Origin of the sequence: Pseudomonas sp. BNK-15 (assembly GCF_047456105.1) — a bacterium.
GTDB lineage: Bacteria > Pseudomonadota > Gammaproteobacteria > Pseudomonadales > Pseudomonadaceae > Aquipseudomonas > Aquipseudomonas putida_E.
Genome location: NZ_CP179898.1, coordinates 142,363 through 159,821 on the forward strand (window position 1 = coordinate 142,363; position 17,459 = coordinate 159,821).

Sequence of the window (17,459 nt, forward strand, 5' to 3'; positions counted from 1 at the left end):
GGCCGGGCCCTTATCCAACAATGTGAAGGAAACCCGAATGTCCCTGGATGGCGATCTGGAAGCGTTCCTGGAACTGGCCGAACTCGGCCGCCTGACGGGCAAGAGCCAGCCCATGCATCAGTTGGGCATCGCCCAGGCGCGGGCGGAATTTGAAAACGCCTCGCGCCTGCTCGACCCCGACCCTCCCGCCCACGTCGAGGTGCGCGCCCTGCAGTTCAGTTGCCGCGATGGTGCGCAGTTGCCCGCCCGCCTCTACGTGCGCCCGGGCGTCACGCCCAAGGCCACCCTGCTCTACCTGCATGGCGGTGGCTATGTGGTCGGCAGCCTGGACTCGCATGACTGCGTGTGCCGGCGCCTGGCCTGCCTGGGTGACTATGCGGTGTTCGCTGCGCACTACCGGCTGGCGCCGGAGCAACCGTTCCCGACGGCCCTGCACGATTGCCAGGACGCCGCCAGCTGGCTGCAGCACAGCGCCACCGAACTGGGCCTGCCGAGCGCGCTGGTGCTGGCCGGCGACAGCGCGGGGGCAACCCTGGCCACGGTGCTGGCGATCGAAGCCGCGCAACACCCGCAGGCCATGGCAGTGAAAGCGCAGCTGCTGTTTTACCCTGTGGCCGAAAGCAATACCCGGCGCGCCTCGCACCAGCGGTATGCCGAGGGTTATCTGCTGGAGAGCGGCACACTGGACTGGTTCTATGACCATTACCTGGGCGCCGCCCAGGCGCACAATGACTGGCGCGCCTCGCCTCTGCTGCACCCGGCGCTGCCGGCCATGGCGCCGGCGTATGTGAACCTGGCCCAGTACGACCCGTTGTTCGATGAAGGCCTGGACTATGCGCGCAAGCTTGAGGCGAGCGGCACACCGACCACCCTGCGCATAGAGGCGGGGCTGACCCACGACTTTCTGCGCATGTCGGGGATCACCGGAGCGACTGGCGAGGTGTATGCCGCGGCAGGATGCTGGTTGGAGCAGGTGCTGGCCTGATGCGAATCTGGGGCCGCTTTGCGGCCCATCGCCGGCAAGCCGGCCCACAGGTACAGCGCAGACCTCAAGAACTGCGCTGTACCTGTGGGGGCCGGCTTGCCGGCGATGGGCTGCGCAGCAGCCCTGATTACGCTGACTGAAATCAGTACGTCGCCCGTACCGTCAGCATGAAGTTGCGTGGATCGCCATAGTAGTTGCCGTAGGTCGAGGTACCGACTGTCTGGTAGTACTTCTTGTCGAACAGGTTGTTGCCGTTGAGGGTCACGTTCCAGTGCTCGTCGATACGGTAGTCGACCATCGCGTTCCAGATCGCATAACCGCTCTGCTGGTATTCGAAAGGCACATCGGACTGCACTACGTTGCCCAGGCTGTCGTAGGTCGCTGCGGTGCCGCTGACCTTGGTCGCACTCTGGATGTCCACGCCACCCCCGACGCGGAAGTCGTTCAGCACACCCGGCAAGCGGTAGGTGGTGAACAGCTTGGCCATGTGCTTGGGCGTGACGGTGCTTAGCGCAGAGCCCGTGTCGCGGTTCTTGTTGATGTTGAGGGTGTAGCTGGCCATCATCATCCATTCCGGCAGGATTTCGCCGGAGATTTCCATGTCGATGCCCTTGCTGATGGTTTCCCCACCATTGACGTAACAGCAGTTACCGCCGAATGCCACCTGGCTCAACGGGTAGTTCGGGTCCTGCACCGCCTGGTCTTCACGCTTGGTGTAGTACAGCGCAATGCTGGTGTTGACCGCACCGCCAAACAGCTCGCCCTTGATGCCGGTCTCGTAGGTTTTGCCGGTCATCGGGTCGAGGGTGCTGCCAGAGGTCGCAGGCCCGGCCAGCAGGTTCTGCTGTGGCTTGAAGATCTCGGCGTAGCTGGCATAGGCCGCCCATTCGTCCGTCAGGTCATAGACGATGCCGCCAAACGGGGTGACTTTGGTCGGTTCGCGCATGTCCACCCGCGACTGCTGGGTCCAGGTCGACCCGGTGGCGTCTGCCGTCTGGTAGGTCTGGTCGAACTTGTAGCGCTGTGCACGGGCACCGACGATCAGGTGCAACGGCTCGGCCAGTTGCAGGCGCAGGCTCGAGTACAGGCCGTATTGGGTCTGGCTGTTGGGCTTGTAGTCGCGGCTGATGACCGGCCGGGCGCCTGGATCATCCCATGGGGTGGAATCGGGATCGAATACATTGACCGGGCCGCCGGCAGTGGTGAAGCGGCTAGTGCCGCGCCAGCGGCTGTCGATCTCTTGATAGTCGCCACCCACCACCAGGCGGTGGTCGAGGCCGAACATGCTGAAGTCGCCGGAGACGTTGACGTCCCAGAGGTTCTGCTCGCTCCACTGGGTGTTGTAGGTGCCGTAGCGGGTCACGCCGGTGCCGGTGACCGGGTTAACAGAGCCCAGCGTGGTGGCGTTGTTGGTGGTGATGGTGTCGTAGATGTTGGTGTAGCTGAGGTTGAGCTTCCAATCATCATTGAGGCGATGGTCGATCTTGGCGAAATACTCGCGGGAAAAGCCGTCCGCGTACGCCCAAGTGGTAGACAGGCCGGTATGGCGCGGCAGGCCAAGGTCTGCACCGTTGCTGTAGCGTGGCACGGCCGAGGCGGTGCCGGTCTCGTGGACCTTGTTGAAACGCAAGCCTGCGGTGAGCATGGTGTCGTCGGTGACATCGGCTTCAAGCACGCCATAGAAGAACGGCTTGTCGGTGGCACGGTTGTCGACGAAGTACTGGCGGTCCTGGTAGGCCACCACCATACGGCCACGCAGCTTGCCATCGAAGCCCAGCGGGCCGGTCACGTCCAGCTCGCTGCGGTAGTTGTCCCAGCTGCCCGCCGAGGCGGTGAACTTGAGCTGGTAGAAGTCCAGCGGGCGCTTGCGCACCAGGTTGATGATACCGCCCGGGTCACCGGTGCCGCCAAACAGTGCGCTGGCACCACGCAGCACTTCGACATGGTCGAACTCGGCGATGTCGTAGATGTTCGACGCGTAAAAGCTGCCGGCGGTGGTGCCCAACGCCATGGGGGCGGCGCCGTCGAGCTGGATGTTCTGGATCGGGAAGCCGCGTGAATAGAAGTCCTGGATACGGAAGGTGTTGCTCTGCACGGTCACACCCGGCACGGCCTTCATCGCATCGTTGATGTCGGTGAACTGGCGGTCTTCGATGACCTGCCGGGTGATCACCGACACCGATTGCGGGGTTTCCTTCAACGAGGTCGGGCTCTTCGAGCCGACGCTGGTCAGGCCCGGTGTGTAGGAGCCGGTGTTCTCGGTAGCCTGGCCCATCCCCTGGCCCATGATGGTGGTTTCGCCGATAACCAGAGCACCGGCGCCGACATCACTGGTGTCGGTGCTGATCAACAGGACCGAATTGTTCTCGATGCGGTAGGTAAGGCCTGCGCCTTCGAGCAGTTGCGCCAGGGCCTGGTCCGGCTCCATGGTGCCGCTGACCTTGGGTGCACGCTTGCCGCTGACCAGGTCGGGCGAGTAGACCATCTGCAGGCCGGTCTGCTGGCCAAGGGCGATCAGGGCCTGGTCCAATGGCTGGGCTGCGATGTCCACCGCAACCGGCTGGGCATGGGCATGGGCCATGGCCAGGCTCAGCACCAGCGCCGAAGCCCGCAGGCTCCACTTCGATGGCCCGGCGGCCAAGGCTGCCCCCTTGTTTCGCATACGTTTGGACTTCATGTGCGCAACTGACTCCGACTGTTCTATGAGTGTGTAGGTGACGGTCTCGACGTACCGTTTCTATAAGGGCCTTACGCGTTCGAGCGACGCGTTTTCAGCGGCTTACAGGTAAGACGCACGAACGTGAAAAAAACTGATAACTTTTTTCATTTGCGTTCAATTGGTCGATGGCTCGGGGCTGCCTAACCTCGCACTCATGAAAAACCGGAAGGCTAATGCCAGTCGGTCAATAGATTTGCGGCCGCTTTGCGGCCCATCGCCGGCAAGCCGGCTCCTACAGGTTCAGCGTGGTTCTTGAGGCCTGCGCTGTACCTGTGGGAGCCGGCTTGCCGGCGATGGGCTGCGTAGCAGCCCTATCAAACGCTGTTTGAGCTATGCCGTAACGTTCTTCGCCTTGGCCAGCATCTGCTCCTTTTCCTCAGGGCTCATGCGCTCCAGTTGCAGGCGCGCCTGGGCAATTTTGAGCAACTGCCCGCGGTTTGCCTCGCTGGCCTGCAATGCCTCGGCCAGCCCCGCCACTGTGGGGTGCTCGAAGACCAGCGCCGGCGCCACTTCACAGTTCAACAACTTACGGATCCCAGCCACCAGCTTGATGATCAGCAGCGAATGGCCGCCGGCAGCGAAGAAGTCGGTGTGGATACCGATGCTGTCGCGCCCGAGCAACTGCGCCATGCGCTGGGCCAGCAACGCCTGCAATGCGTCCTGTGGGGCATCCTGCTGGCCGCCCTGCTGCGGCAGCTGCAGCAGCGCGCGACGGTCGAGCTTGCCGTTGGCCAGGCGCGGCAGGCTCGGCAGGCAACGCAGCTGCGTCGGTACCATGGCCGCTGGCAGGCACTCGGCAAGCCGCGCACGCAGCGAGGCTTCATCGAGCCCTTCGGCTTCGCCGTGCACGGCGTAGCAAGCCAGCAGTTCCAGTTGCCCGGGCTGGGTTTCGATCGCCAGCACCGCCCCCTGCGCCACCCCGTCGATCTCCAGCAGGCGCGCTTCCACTTCGGCCAACTCGACACGGAACCCGCGAATCTTCACCTGGTGATCCTGCCGCCCCTGCAGCAGGATGCTGCCATCGGCCTGGTAACGGGCCAGGTCACCGCTGCGGTACAGGCGCTCGCCGGCTTGCAATGGGTTGTCGATAAAGCACGACGCCCCCTGCTCGGCCCCCAGATAGCCCCGGCACAGCTGGCGCCCGGCCACATGCAGTTCGCCCAGCTCACCCACGCCCGCCAGTTGCCCTGCAGGCGTCAGCAAGTAAACGCGGTTGCCGGCCAGCACCTGGCCCAGGCTCGCCATCGGCGTCTCGGCCCGCAGTGGCTGGACCAGCACGCCGACGGTGGCCTCGGTCGGGCCATAGTGGTTGAACACCCGAGCCTGAGGCGCCAGCCGTGCGATGCGCGCCAGCAACTGCGCACTCGGCGCTTCGCCGCCCAGTACCAGGGTCGCTGGCAGGCTGGGCTGCGCGCTGTCGAGCAGCGCCGCCAGGTGCGACGGCACGATCTTCAGGCAATCGATACCTTCGTTGCGCACGAACGCGGCAAAGGCCGCCGGGTCCTGCATCACTGCGTCGCTGGCAACGTGCAAGGTGGCGCCAACCTGCAAGGCGCCGAACAGGCTGGTATGACCGAGGTCAGCCGCCACCGTGGCGCTGAACGCAAAGTGCCTGCAGGCCGAAAGGTCCAAGGCCTGCTCAGCGGCCTGCAGGTACCCGGCCAGTTGCCCGTGTTCGATGACCACCCCCTTGGGCTCACCGGTCGAACCCGAGGTAAACAGCACATAGGCCGCCGTATTGGCCGTGAGCGCTTGCGCCTCGAACGGCGCAGAGGTGTCCGCCAACTGCTCGAACAGCGTGGCATCGATCTGCAACTGCGCGCCGGCCAGGCGGCTGACCTGCTCGCGTCGCGCTGCGGGCCAGAGCGGGTCCAGCGGCAGGTATGCAGCGCCGCACTTCCAGCAGGCCAGTACCGCCGCCAGCCAGTGCGCCGAGCGCGGCAGGGCCAGGCCGACAACGCTGGCGCTGCCAACGCCCTGGGCCTGCAGGTGGGCGGCCAGCGCAGTGGCCAGCTGGTCGAGCTGCTGCCAGCTCCACCCCTGCCCTTGATCGATGATCGCCAGCGCCTGGGGCTGTTCGCGCAGCCAGCGGGCGACCCGTTCGGGCAGCAGTTCGGTGACCGCTGGCAGTGCAGCCTGGGCGTTACGCTCAAGCACCAGGCGACGCTGTTGCTCACCGACAAGGCCCAGGCTGGCCAAGGCCGCGTCTGGTGTCTGAGCGATGCTTGCCAGCAGCGTTACGTACTGCTCGAGCAGTAGCTGCGCCAGTGCCGGGCTATGCCACGAGGCCCAGTACTGCAACAGCGCCTGTGGCGCTGCGCGGTCGCTGTCGACTTGCAGCAGCAGGTCGGGGCCGACCCTCGGCGCGTCCATGCCCACTACCTGCCAACCACCGGCCAGCGGCGGGCAGGCGGGGATCAGGCGAAAACCGATGGCGGCAGGCTCCAGCGCGGGTGTGTGCTCGGGGGTGAAGTATTCCTGCCAAACTGCATGCTGCTCCAACTGCGCGGCCAGGCCGTGCAGCCAGGTACGCAGTGGCTGCTCGGCCTGGTAGTCGACAAGCACCGGCAGCTGCTTGTGATACACCCCTGCACTGTCGGCGAAATAGGTGTAGTCGCCGCGGCTGTCGTGGCACCAGTTCACCACCTGCGCAGGCTGACCATCGAGCCGCGCCAGCAGCAGCCACCAGGCTGCCTGCAACACCATGTCCAAGGGCAGGCCAAGGCCGGCCAGGTGCTGCACAACGGCCGGATCAAGCGCGGCGCGGGCCTGCGCGCGCTCACCGCGCGGGCTGCCTTGCGGGGGGCGCCGGGGCAGTTGCTGGGCGCTTGCGGGCTTGCCGTTCAGCGCGTTCCAGTAGCTGCGCGCAGTGCTGGCGTCTTCATCCACCACCACCTCGCTGCGCCACTGCAGGTACTGTTCGAAATCGCCGTCTTCGGCTGTTCCCAGTGTGCCCTGGCAGATCGCCGCAAGGCTTGCAGCCAGGGCCGGCAGGCTGGCAGCGTCAACCAGCGCAGCGAGCACACCAAGCACCAACTGGCAGCGCCCCTCGGCCTGCTCGCACACCAGCACGGCGACGCCCGCCCCGGCCTGCACATCCACCTCACGCTCGAACCAGGCCTGGCGGCCGGCGGTATCGCCCGCCGCCAGCCACGTCAGGTCCACCGCTGCCGCCTCGCGCTGAAAAAACTGACGCAGGCCGCGATAACCGGCGGCTTGGCCGATGCGCAGGCGCAGCGCGTCGTGCTGGCCCTGCCACAGCTGCAGGGCAGCCCGCAGCGCGGCGGGCGCCGGCACGCTGTCGAGCTGCAAGGTGATGCAGCGCGCCGCGTCCTGCCAGCGGGCAGGCAGTGCAGTCAGCTCGAGCACCTGCATGGGCAACAACGGCAGGCCGCTCGATTCAACGGTGATGTTCATGCTTGCACTCCTGTGCGGTTCAAGGTGAGGGTTTCAAGGTCGGCACGTTGCATCATGTCGCCCATGGCGACGACGATCTTGCGTGGCCCCTGGAACGGGTCGCGGGCATGTGCGGCCAGCATGTTGTCGAGCAGGATCACATCACCGGCCTGCCAGTCGAAACGCACCGCGCACGCCTCGTACAGCTCACCGATCAACGCCATGTCGGCGTCTTCGATCGGGCTGCCATCGCCGTAGTAAACCTGACGCGGCATGCGCTCCAGGCCATACAGCGCCAACAAGTCCTCGCGCACGTCGGCATCCAGGCAGAACACGTGGTGCAGTTGCACCTGGTTGAAGAAACTCTTCTCACCGCTGACCGGGTGCTCGATCACCGCCGGGCAAGGCGTGCGGATCTGCAGTTCGTCGTTGTCCAGCCAGCGCCACTGGATACCCGACGCCTGGCAACGGCGCTCGACATCCGCACGCGAGTCGGTCTTGAAAAAATGCTGCCAGGACACGTCCAGCTTGTCGGTGAAAGTACGTACGTAGAGCAGGCCCTTGTCCTCGAAACGCTGGCGCAGGGGAGCGGGCAGGCGCTGATACATCTGCCGGCAATCGACCACCGGGGTGGCACCGCCAACCGGCGAAGGCAGTTCACAGAAGAACAGCTGTTTGCGCGGCCAGCGGTCCTGGTGGGCACTTTCGTTGTGGAAGAGGATCATCTTCTGCTCCGGATACGGCGTAGAGCGGTAGGTGTTCTTGCCGCCTTCCTTCTTAGGCAGGTCACCGTACTGGCCGTACAGCCCAGGCTGCACAGCCTCGGCGAAGGCCTCGAAGTCCTGCGGGGTCTGCAAGCCGAAACCGCGGAACAGAATGCCGCCATGAGCCACCAGTTTGCGTTCGATCTCGGCACGGTGCTTCACCACCCAGTCGGTCAGGCTCACGCCGGGATCGACCGGTTCGATCAGCAACGGAAAGGCCTGCCCCGGCACCATCGCAGCCTCGCGCACTGCGCTGGCCGGCCGGCTTGGCGTGCCGGCGCCGCGCTTGAGGAAACTGCCCAGCTTGTCTTTTTTGGGTTGCCCGCCGGCGGCGGCAGGCGCCGCCACGATTTCACTGTGAACCGCCATAGTGATCTCTCTCAGTTGGATGTGTGGGTTGCCCAGCACCTGGCCCAGGATGTCCAGCCAGCCACGCAGCAGTGCCTGGACCCGTTCTGCCTTGAACAGCTGTGTGGCGTACTGCCAGGTGACGCGCCAGCCGTCCGCGACCGGGTCGATGAACAGCGCCATGTCGAATTTCGAATAGCCGCCCGCCTGCGGCAGCACCTGCACACTCAGGTCGGCCAGGCCGCCATGCGCCAGCGGCATGTCGTTCATCACGAACAGCACCTGCACCAGCGGGTTCATGCCTGGGTGGCGCGGCGCGCCAGCAGCCTCGACGATCAGGTCGAACGGCAGCGCCTGCTGCTCGCTGGCATCGAGCAAGGTGGTGCGGGTGCGCGCCAGCCACGCGGCGAAGTCCAGTTGTTCGTCCAGTTGCGAGCGCAGTGGCAGAACATTGACGAAGAAGCCGATCAGCGCCTCAAGGTCGGGGTGTTCGCGGCCGGCGACATCCGCCCCGAGCAGCAGGTCGTGCTGGCCGCTGGCGCGGTGCATCAGCAGCTGGAACGCCGCCAGCAGCAGCATGTAGGGGGTCACGCCCAATTGCGCGGCCCGTTCGCGTACCGCCACGACCGTAGTCGGCGGCAGCTCGTGATAGAGGTTCTCCCCCGCCTGGGACGCCTTGGCCGGGCGCGGCAAGTCAGTGGGTAACTGCAAGCGCCCGCTGCTACCGTGCAAGGCCGTGCGCCACCACTGCGCCGGGGCCTGCAGCAGCCCGGCACGCTCGCGCTCGGCCTGCCATAGCGCATAGTCGGAGTACTGCAGCACCAGCGGCGCGAGCACGGGCGCCTGGCCACGGGCAAGGGCGCTGTAGCTGGCGATCAGTTCGTTGACCATCAGCGCCATCGACCAACCATCGGAAATGATGTGATGCATGTTGAGCAGCAGCACATGGGCGTCGCCGGACAGGCGCAGCAGGCGTGCACGCAGCATCGGCGCCTGGTCCAGGGGCACCGGCTGACGCACGTTGGCCAGTTGCGCTTCAAGCACGCGCAGCTGTTGCTCGGCGGCAGCCAAAAGGCTCAGGTCGTCCACTGGCAGGTCCAGGTCGACCGCCGCCTGGATCACCAGCAGCGGTTCACCTTCGTCGTCACAGGCCACCGCGCTGCGCAGCACTTCGTGGCGCTGCACCAGCACCTGCAAGGCCTGCTTCAGGCATGCGGGCTGCAACGGCCCGTCCAGGCGCAGGCCCAGCGGCATGCCGTACGCCCCGCTACCCTGGGCAAACTGTTCGGCAATCCACAACCGGCGCTGGGCCAGCGACAGCGGTGCGCTGGCCTTGACGCCCAGTGCGCGCAGTTGCGGGCCGGCATCGCTTACCGGCTGCGCCTGGCGCAGGCGCTGAGCGAAATCACATAAGCGCGGGGCGCTGAACAGGTCGCGTACACCGACCCCGGTGTGGCCGTCGCGGTGCAGCCGCGCCACCACCTGCGTGGCCAGCAGTGAGTGGCCACCGGCCTCGAAGAAGTGCTCGAAACGGCCCACTTCGTGCCTGCCCAGCACACTGGCCCAGGCCTGGGCGACCTCGCGTTCGAGCGCATCCAGGGGCGCACTGAACGCTGCTTCAGAGGTGTCGACCTCGATCGACGGCAATGCCTTGCGGTCGACCTTGCCGTTGGGGTTCAGCGGCAAACTGTCGAGCAGTTGCAGGCGTGACGGCACCATGTAGGGCGGCAGCACGGCGCGCAGCGCGTCGAGAATGCGCTGACGCAGCCCGGCATCGGCCTGCGAACCGCTGACCGGTACCAACCAGGCGGCCAGGTACAGGTCGGCACCTTGACCGCCCGGCATCACCACGGCCTCGCGCACCTCAGGCAGGGCCAGCAGGCAGGCTTCGACTTCACCGGGCTCGACGCGGAAACCGCGGATTTTCACCTGGTGGTCCAGGCGGCCGATGAACACCAGCTCGCCATTGGCCTGCTGCCGCACCAGGTCACCACTGCGGTACAGGCGGCCCCCGCCGACCGTGTCGTAGGGGTCGGGCACGAAACGTTCAGCGGTCAGCGCCGCCTGGCCAAAGTAACCACGCGCCAGGCAGGGGCCACCGATATACAGCTCGCCGTCAGTGCCGGTATCGAGCAGTTGCAAGGCTGCATCGAGCAGGTAAGCGGTACGCCCCGGCACCGGCGTTCCGATCGGCGCATAGCCGGTGTCGATGCGGGTAGACCCGTCGGCCTGCCACAGCAGCGGGGTGATCACTGTTTCGGTAGGGCCGTAGCCGTTGACGATACGCTGCGGCTGCAAGTGGGCCTGGATTCGCTCGAAGCCTTCACGCGCCAGCGCCTCCCCGGCCACGTTCATGCAGCGCACCGGCAGTGCCCGGCCCTGCTGATGCGCCCACTCGGCCAACTGACAGGCGTACTGGGTGGGGAAGTAGACCACGCTGGCGCGCTCGCGCTCGATCACCTCGAATGCCTGGGCCGCGGTCCAGATCTCATCGCCACGCACGATGCAGCAGGCGCCCTGGCTCAACGGCAACAACCATTGCTCAGTGCCCCAGTCGAAGTTGATCGAAGCGAAGTGCACGAAGCGGTCCTGCGCCGTCACCTGATACTGGCCGACCATGGTCGCGATGTGCGCGGCGATGGCGCCATGGGTCAGGGCCACACCCTTGGGGCGACCGGTGGAGCCGGAGGTGTAGATCAACCCCAACAGGTTGTCGGCGGTGGCTCGCGGCGCAGGGTTATCGTCCTGCGGCGCCAGGGGCTGGTCCAGCCACAACCACTGGGCCGTGCCTGCCAGCGCCAGTGGCTGCGCGGCGCTACGGGTGCCCAGCACCAGCCTGACGGCGCTGTCGTCGAGCATGTCCTGCAGACGCTGACGCGGGTATTGCGGGTCCAGCGGCACGTAGCCGGCACCGGCCTTGAGGATCGCCAACAGGCCGACAACCATCGCCAGGCCTCGCTCGCTGCACAGCCCTACCAGGTCCTCGGGGCCGACACCCCGCGCGATCAACTGTTGCGCCCAGGCGTTGGCCAAGCCGTTGAGCTGGCCGTATTCCAGCGTACCGTCCTCGGCAACCACCGCAACGGCGCGCGGGTTGTGCGCCGCCTGGGCCTCGATCAGCTGGTGCACGCCCAGTGCCGGAACACTGCCGTCAGCGGCCTGCCATTGACCCTGGCAACGCTGACGGCTGGCGGCATCCAGCAGGCTCAGCTCAGCCAGGCATGGGTTACCCGCGCCAGCGATCGCCTGCAACAGGTGGCCAAACTGGCCAGCCAGGCGCTGCACGTCGGCCAGGCTGAAAGCGTCGTGGCGCAAGCGATAGTCGACCTGCAACTGCTCACCCATGCCCACTGACAGGGTCAGGGCGTAGTGGGGCTGCTCGTGGCTGGCCGGCACACCGAAGCGCGGCCCGTCACCGCCACCTTGCAGCACCTCGGCCACGGGGTAGTTCTCGAACGCCAGCAAGGTGTCGAACAGTGCCTCGCCAGCCCTGCCCGCCCAGCGCTGGATGTCGGCCAGTGGCGTGTATTCGTGCTCGCGCAGTGCCAGGTTGCTGGCCTGCAGCTGTTGCAGCCAGTCGTCCAGGCGCTGCTCAAGGCGCGGGGCGGCCACCAACGGCACGGTGTTGATGAACAGCCCCAGTTGCGCCTCGATGCCCGGCAACTGAGAAGGCCGCCCCGATACCGAAACACCGACGCAGACGGTGTCCTGACGGCAGTGCCGTTGCAGCAGCAAGAGCCAGGCCGCCTGCACCAATGTATTGACGGTAACCTTGCGCGCCCGCGCCGCCGCCTTGATCTGCGCCGATGCAGCGCTGCCAAGGCGTTGCTGCCACAGGCCGTAGCCGGCCGCTTCAACGCTACGGCGCTGGCCGGCGAGCAGTGTTGGCGCCTGCATGCCCTGCAGCTGCGCCTGCCAGAACGACTGGTCCTGCTGGCGGTCACGCGTGGCCAGCCAGGCCAGGTAGGTACGTGGATGCGCAGGTGCCTGGCGGGGTGCCTGGTTACGGTAGCGTTGCATCACTTCAGCCAGCAACCGGGCATGGCTCCAGCCATCGAGCAGCAGGTGGTGATGGGTGTAGATCATGTGCCAGCGCTGTTCGCCCAGGCGCACCAGGGTGATGCCCAGCAAGGGCGCCTGATCAGTCGCGGCCATGGCCAGGCGCTGCTGCTCGGCCAGGATTTGCAGGTGGTCGGCCGACGCGGCCTGGTCGCGCCAGTCGAGCTGGCTGAACGGCAGTTGCAACTGGCGGCGGATCACCTGCACGGGTTGCTGCACGTCGACCGGCCAGTGAAAGCTGGCACGCAGCCCCGCGTGGGTGTCCAGCGCCGCCTGCCAGGCGGCCTGGAAGCGTTGCGGGTCGAGCTGGTCGATATCCAGGCGCAACTGGTTGATGTAGTCGCCGGCTGCGGCCGCATGCAGGCAATGGAACAGCAGGCCCTGTTGCAAGGGAGACAGCGGCAGGATGTCCTCGATCTGGGCCAGGTCCACTGCCAGGGCGGCGAGCCCGGTGCTGTCCAGATTGCTCAGCGGGAAGTCCGACGGCGTGGCACTGGCAACCCCCGGTTGCAGGCAGTGATCGACCAACGCGCGCAGCTGGCTGGCGAAATCGCTGGCCAGGGCGTCCATGGTGGCCTCGTCGTACATCGCCTGGCTGTAGCCGAAACTGATACCCAGCTCGCCCTGGTAGACCTGCCCCTCCACGCTCAGCCAGTTGGCCAGCGGCGCGTCGCCATCCTGCCCCTGCCCGGCCCCTTGAGGGTCGGGCTGCCACAGCGCACCCTTCTCGAACTGGCTGTCGAACTGGCCCAGGTAGTTGAACGTCACCCGCGGTTGCGCCTGGCGCGCCAGTTGCTCGCGTTGCGCCGGTGTGCCCAGGTAACGCAGCACCCCATAGCCCAGGCCACGCTGGGGTACGGCGCGCAGTTGTTCCTTGATGGCCGCGATGCAGGCACCGGGCTGTGCTTGCGGACGCAAGGCGACCGGATACAGGCTGGTGAACCAGCCCACGGTACGCGTCAGGTCGATATCCTCGAACAGCTCCTCACGGCCATGCCCTTCGAGCTGCACCAGCACCTGCTGATTGCCGCTCCAGTTACACAGGGCACGGGCAAGGGCCGCCAGCAGCAGGTCGTTGACCTGCGTACGGTAGGCACTCGGCGCCTGTTGCAGCAGGGCCTGGGTAAAGGCCGGCGGGAAACTGACCCGTACCTTGCGCTCATCCGCCACGCGCGTCTGCGTTACCGCACGGTCACGTGGCAGCGCCTGCGCCCCGGCCTCGCCAAGTGCCAGCCAGTAATCGAGTTGCCCCGCACAGGCGTCGGCATGCCCGGCCAGGCGCTCGGCCCAGGCCTGGTAGCTGCTGGTCCGGGCAGGCAACGGCTGGCCCAGGCAGGCACGTTGCAGGTCTTCGAGCAGGATGCGCCAGGAAACGCCGTCGACCACCAGATGGTGGATCACCAGCAGCACGCGCTGACTGCCGTCGGCCATGGCCACCAGCATCGCCGCCAGCAATGGCCCCTGATCGAGCCGCAGGCTGCGCTGGGCCTCATCGCACAATGCAGCCAGCGCTTGCTCGCTGCCTGCCTGGCGATGCCAGAGCTGCGGCACGCCAGCAGAGGCCGGCGCGTGGTGCTGCTGCCATTGGCCATCAGCCTGGGTGAAGCGCAGGCGCAAGGCGTCGTGCTGCGCCACCACCTGAGCCAGGGCCTGCTGCAGCTGCGCCGCTTGCAGCGGTTCGCGGGGCACCAGCAGCACGGCCTGGTTCCAGTGCTGGCGCACCGGCATGGGCGTGTCGAAAAACTGCAGCTGCACCGGGGTCAGGCGTGCCTCGCCCTCAGCCGGGCGCTGGTCGGCCTGGCGGCTGTCCACGCAGCCCGCAGCCTGGGCCAGGGTGCGCAGCGTCTGGTGCTGGAACAGGTCACGCGGGCTGAGCGCCAGCCCGGCCTGACGGGCGCGGCTGACGACCTGGATGGCAATGATCGAGTCGCCACCAAGCTCGAAGAAGTTGTCGTCCAGGCCCACCTGGGCGATGCCCAGCACTTCGCACCAGACCTTTGCCAGCTGGCGTTCGGCCGCGCTCTGAGGCGCAACATGGGTACCCTGTGCCCCGGCCTCGGGCTGTGGCAGGGCCTTGCGATCGAGCTTGCCGTTGGGTGTCAGCGGCAGGCCGTCCAGTGGCATCAGCTGGCTGGGCACCATGAATTCGGGCAGGCTTTGCAGCAGCCAGTCCTTGAGCTGCCCTTGCCAGCCCTCAGGCGTTGCATTGAGCACCAGGTAAGCCACCAACCGGCGACCATCGAGGGCCAGCACCACGCACTCGCGTACCAGCGCATGCTCGGCCAGACGCGCCTCGATCTCACCCAACTCGATGCGCAAACCACGGATTTTCACCTGGTGATCGAAGCGTCCCAGGTACTCGATCACACCGTCGGCACGCTGGCGCACACGGTCACCGGTACGGTACAGGCGCTCGCCGGTGCCGAACGGGTCGGCGACGAAGCGCTCGGCCGTCAGCCCTGGGCGGCGGTGGTAGCCGCGCGCCAGGCCCACCCCGCCCAGGTACAACTCACCGGCCACACCGACAGCGACGAGCTCAAGGCCGGCGTCGAGCACATAGGTGCGGATATTGGCGATCGGCTGGCCGATAGGCACGCTGTCCTTGCCCTCTTCGACGCAGGTCCAGTGGGTGACATCGATGGCAGCCTCGGTGGGGCCATAAAGGTTGTAAAGCCCCGCTGCAGGCAAACGCGCGAACACCTGGCGCTGGGCGTCCACAGGCAGCGCTTCGCCACTGCAGACGATGCGCGACAGGGTGCTGCAGGCGTGCACACCGGGCTCATGGATGAAGGCCTGCAGCATCGAAGGCACGAAGTGCAGCGTGGTCACCCGGTAGTGCTCGATGGCGCGGATCAGGCGTTGCGGATCGCGGTGCTCGCCCGGCGCCGCGATGGCCAGGCGGGCGCCGGTCATCAACGGCCAGAAGAACTCCCACACCGACACGTCGAAGCTGAACGGGGTTTTCTGCAGCACCGTATCGCTGGCGTCCAGGCCATAGGCTTGCTGCATCCAGCACAGGCGGTTGGTCAGCGCCTGGTGGCTGTTACCCGCGCCCTTCGGGCGCCCCGTAGAGCCGGAGGTATAAATGACATAGGCCAGCTGCGTCGGCTCGACCTTGAGACCCGGGGTGCTGTCCGGCATCGTGTCCAGCACCAGGGCGTCGAGCGCCACGCACTGCACACCGTGCGGCAGCGGCAGGCTGTCGAGCAGCGCCTGCTGGGTCAGCAGCAGGCCGATGCCGCTGTCCTCGATCATGTAGGCCAGGCGCTCCTCAGGGTACTCCGGGTCCAGGGGCACATAGGCCGCACCGGCCTTGAGGATCGCCAGCAAGGCGACGACCATCTCGATGCTGCGCTGAGCCGCGACCCCGACCAGGCTGTCGCTGCCCACACCTTGACCACGCAGGTAATGGGCCAGGCGATTGGCCTGGGCATCGAGCTCGGCGTAGCTGAGCAGGCTGTCGGCGAACAGCAGTGCCGGCGCGTGCGGGGTGCGCTGCGCCTGAGCCTCGATCAGCTCATGCACGCCATACTGCAGCGGGTAGCTGGCAGCCGTGGCGTTCCAGTCCTGCAGCACCCGTTGGCGGCTGGCCTGGTCGAGCATGGGCAGTTGCCACAGCGGGCGTGCAGGGTCAGCCACCAACTCACGCAGCACGGTGAGCCAGTGGCCCGCCATGCGTTCGATGGTCGCCGCATCGAACAGGTCGGTCGCGTAAGTGAACGCAGCGCGCAGCACGCCACCCTGCTCGTACGTGTCCAGGCTCAGATCGAACTGGGTGGTGCGGCTGCGCCACTCCAGTGCGGACAGCTCCAGGCCAGAGCCCAGCGTGACCGCAGCCAGGTCGGCCACCTGCGGCTGGTGGTTGTACATCACCTGGAACAACGGTGCGTGGCTCAGGTTGCGCTCCACCTTCAACGCATCGACCAGGCGCTCGAAGGGAAGGTCCTGATGGGCCTGGGCGCCCAGCACGGTTTGCCGCACTGCCTGCAAATAGGCCAGTGCGTCAGCTTGGGCATCCGGCTGCAGGCGCAATACCTGGGTGTTGACGAACAGGCCGATCAGCCCCTCGACTTCTGCGCGGTTGCGGTTGGCCACCGGGCTGCCGATGCGCAGGTCGCACTGGCCGGTGTAACGCTGCAGCAGCACGCCGAAAGCACCGAGCAGAACCATGAACAGCGTCAGGTTGTGCTGCGCCGCAAAACTGCGCAATTGCTGAGCAAGCGCCGTGTCCACCACCAGCTCCTGGCGGCTGCCTTTGAAACTTGGCGCGGCCGGGCGTGGGCGGTCGAGCGGCAACTCCAGCACCGGCTGCTCTTCACCCAACGTGGCTTGCCAGTAGGCCAGCTGGCGTTCGAGTTCGCCGGCTTCAAGCCAGCGCCGCTGCCACAGGGCGTAATCGACATACTGGATCGGCAGCGCCGGCAGTTGCGGCTGTGTGCCAGCGGCGCAGGCGTCATAACAGCGGCTGAATTCGTCGATCAGCACATTCATCGACCAACCGTCAGCGACGATGTGGTGCAAGGTGAGCAGCAACACGTGGTCCTGCTCAGCCAGTTGCAGCAGGCGGATGCGCAGCAACGGGCCATGCTCCAGGTCGAAGGGGCACAGCGACTCGGCCTCGACCTCGGTTTGCACCCGTGCCTGGCGGGCGTCTTCGGCCAGCTCGCGCAGGTCCAGGCGCTGGATCTGCGGCGCGGCCGGGCGGTGCACCTGGCACAGGCGCTCATCGGCCTGCTGCTGGAACACACAGCTCAGGCTCTGGTGGCGTTCGAGCAGGTGGCTGAACGCCTGCTGCAAGGCGGCCTCGTCAAGTGCCCCCTTGAGGCGGACCGCACCTGGCAGGTTATAGGCACCGCCGTGCGGATCCAGCTGCCAGAGCACCCACATGCGTTGCTGGGCGAACGACGGTGCAAGACGGTCGTCAGCCGCCACCCCGGCCGGAATAGGGAACTGGGAAAAGTCGATGCCCTCTCTGGCCAGGGTTTCAAGGAACAGGCGGCGCTTTTCCAGCGGCAATTCAATGAAACGGCGGGCCAGTTGCAGGGACTTTTCGGGATTCATCAGCTTGCTTTCCGTACGAGTGGGGTACCACGGGCAGTGCCCGGCTATCCCTACGAAACGGATACAACCTGCAAAAAATTAACACCGCCAACCCCCTGGCCAGCGCCGGGCGGCGCGCTAAATTTCG

Annotated in this window: 4 protein-coding genes; 1 reads left to right on the top strand and 3 read right to left on the bottom strand. The window is 66.4% G+C overall.

From position 1 onward, the window contains the following. Nucleotides 1-37: 37 nt before the first annotated feature. Nucleotides 38-985, top strand: a complete 948-nt coding sequence (locus ACMGF5_RS00585; RefSeq protein WP_125924667.1) for an alpha/beta hydrolase — start codon at nucleotides 38-40, stop codon at nucleotides 983-985. 142 nt (nucleotides 986-1,127) lie between these two features. On the opposite strand, the gene ACMGF5_RS00590 is transcribed toward ACMGF5_RS00585, so the two are convergent. From ACMGF5_RS00590 to ACMGF5_RS00600, 3 genes are all read right to left on the bottom strand, one after another. Then, the gene (locus ACMGF5_RS00590; RefSeq protein WP_414157496.1) at nucleotides 1,128-3,662 is read right to left on the bottom strand and encodes a TonB-dependent siderophore receptor; all 2,535 of its coding nucleotides are present in this window, start codon (nucleotides 3,660-3,662) and stop codon (nucleotides 1,128-1,130) included. Between the two features lie 372 nt (nucleotides 3,663-4,034). Next, nucleotides 4,035-7,121: an amino acid adenylation domain-containing protein gene (locus ACMGF5_RS00595; RefSeq protein WP_414157497.1), complete on the bottom strand. Its 3,087-nt coding sequence runs from the start codon at nucleotides 7,119-7,121 to the stop codon at nucleotides 4,035-4,037. Next, nucleotides 7,118-17,332, bottom strand: a complete 10,215-nt coding sequence (locus ACMGF5_RS00600) for an amino acid adenylation domain-containing protein (RefSeq protein ID WP_414157498.1) — start codon at nucleotides 17,330-17,332, stop codon at nucleotides 7,118-7,120. Before ACMGF5_RS00600 ends, ACMGF5_RS00595 begins: the two co-directional genes overlap by 4 nt. Nucleotides 17,333-17,459 lie beyond the last annotated feature (127 nt).